Below are 2,437 nucleotides of genomic sequence, written 5' to 3'. Positions count from 1 at the left end.
GACCCAGAGAATTTCAGCAAAATCATTAAAAATGATGAGTTTTCAGTAATCATTCAAGGAAAAAAAATAAAAGATCTAGAAGAAGTAATGATGTTCGAAGGAACGATGACTGTAGAAAATAAAAAAGGTGAAAAAACAATTACGCCGATTTATGGAGAATGCGGCTGTTAAATAGTCTTAAATTTAAAATATTGCGCTTTTGAAAATTTCAGAAGCGTTTTTTTATTTGTAATTTTGAGGTAAATAAATATTAAATGGAATTATCACAACTCGAACCGCAAATCATCTGGAAGAATTTTTCAGCATTGAATTCGGTTCCACGCCCTTCAAAAAAAGAAGAAAAAGTAATCGCTTTTATTAAAAATTTTGGTGAAAATCTGAATTTAGAAACTACGGTTGATGAAGTCGGAAATGTGATCATCAAAAAACCAGCAACAGCGGGCATGGAAAATAGGAAGGCAATTGTTTTGCAATCTCACCTCGATATGGTTTGTCAGAAAAACAATGATATCGAATTTGATTTCGAAACGCAAGGAATCCAAATGGAAGTTGATGGCGATTGGGTAAAAGCAAAAGGAACAACTTTGGGTGCAGATAATGGATTGGGCGTTGCTTCCATCATGAGTATTTTAGAAAGCAATGATATTGCTCATCCCGCTTTGGAAGCGCTTTTTACTATTGACGAAGAAACAGGAATGACTGGTGCAATCGGTTTAAAACCTGGACAATTGCAAGGTGAAATCTTATTGAATTTAGATACTGAAGAAGATGACGAAATCGATATCGGTTGTGCTGGTGGAATTGATGTTACTGCTTCGCAAACTTACGGTTTAGAAGATTCTAAAGGACAAATTGTAAAAATAGAAGTAAAAGGCTTACAAGGTGGGCATTCCGGAATGGATATTCACAAAGGTTTCGGAAACGCAAATGTGCTTTTAGGGAGACTTTTATACACGGGAATTTTCACCGAAAACATCCAGTTAATTTCTATTGATAGTGGCGGTTTACGCAACGCAATTCCAAGAGAAGGAAACGTGATTTTATCTGTTCGAAATTCAGTAGAATTCATTGATCGCGCAAATAATTTGAAAAAAGAAATTCTGGAAGAATTTACCACCGTTGAAAAAGATTTGCACATCAATATCGAAACATACTCAACTGCTGATCAAGCGATTTCGGAAAAAGATTCAAAGCAAATAATTTTAGCCTTAAAGTCTGTACATAACGGCGTTTACAGAATGTCTCCAGATGTGAAAGATTTGGTAGAAACATCGAATAATATCGCTAGAGTAGAATTGAAAAATGGCGAATTGAAGATTCTTAATCTTTCTCGTTCGTCTATAGAGTCAGGAAAATTTGCCGTTGCTGAACAATTAAAATCAGTGTATGAATTAGCTGGAATGGAAGTAGAATTCGGAGGTTCTTATCCAGGCTGGAAACCAAAACCAGGTTCAGAAATCGTACAGATTATGGAAAAGATTTATGAAAAAGATTTCGGTGAAAAACCGCAAGTAGTCGCTTGCCATGCTGGTTTAGAATGTGGAATCATCGGTGCGAATTATCCTGATATGGAAATGGTGAGTTTTGGTCCAACAATTCGTGGCGCACATTCGCCAGATGAAAGAGCTAACATTCCTTCTACTCAGAAATTTTGGGGATTCTTAAAAGAAATTTTAGCGAATATTCCTGAGAAGTAAGGTTTTTCAAATATCCCGTCCTTAGAATCTGTATCGGATTTTCAGGACGGGCAAAAATTTTAATTAATGTTCTTCGTTGCCATCAATTCCGTGTGCGTGACCATGAGCCAACTCTTCTTCGGTTGCAGGTCTTGTAGATGCTACTTCAATGTCGAAATGCAAAGTTTTCCCAGCCATTGGATGGTTAAGATCTACAAGTACCGCTTCTGGGGTAACCTCTAAAACGATAGCGGTTACATGATTTCCTTGCGCATCTTGCAAAGGCAACATCGCACCAATTGGTGGCATTCCCGATTGTGCAAACATTTCTGCAGGCAACTGCGTGGTTGCGTTTTCCATTTTGTCTCCATAGCCGTCTTCCGGAATGATTGTAAACGATTTTTTATCTCCTGCAACCATGCCTTGAAGGTGTTCTTCAAATTTCGGCAACATCATTCCAACTCCGTATAAAAAAGTGAAAGGATTTTCAGCATCTGTTTTTTCAATGAACGATTTTTCACCATTTTCTTCGATGGCATTTAGCGTGTAATGAAGTGCTACTACGTGATTTTTGTCTATTGTCATTTGATTAAATTATCGAGGAGTTCTAAATCCTTTTATTAAAATTATTTGTTGTAAAGGGTAACTTTTCTGTGAGTCCTATTTTGTACAAAGGTAGTGTTTTCAATTAAATCCTTAAACTTAGTGTCGTTTACAACCTATTTTTTTTGATAAAGTTTTATGCTTTCTAATCTTTAATG

General features: G+C 36.3%; 2 protein-coding genes. One reads left to right on the top strand and one right to left on the bottom strand.

Features of this window, described 5'->3' with window-relative positions; all coding sequences use genetic code 11:
- Positions 1-254: 254 nt before the first annotated feature.
- Positions 255-1,697, top strand: coding sequence for an aminoacyl-histidine dipeptidase (locus WBY99_RS09325; RefSeq protein WP_423976058.1), 1,443 nt, complete (start codon positions 255-257; stop codon positions 1,695-1,697).
- Between the two features lie 63 nt (positions 1,698-1,760).
- Here the strand turns inward: WBY99_RS09325 and WBY99_RS09320 are convergent, their stop codons facing one another.
- A complete protein-coding gene (locus tag WBY99_RS09320) occupies positions 1,761-2,261 on the bottom strand; it encodes an FKBP-type peptidyl-prolyl cis-trans isomerase (protein WP_423976057.1) in 501 nt (166 codons plus the stop codon).
- Between the last annotated feature and the right edge of the window lie 176 nt (positions 2,262-2,437).

The sequence above is a fragment of the Kaistella sp. genome (assembly GCF_049588135.1).
GTDB lineage: Bacteria > Bacteroidota > Bacteroidia > Flavobacteriales > Weeksellaceae > Kaistella.
This window is presented reverse-complemented; position numbering and strand designations above follow the sequence as displayed.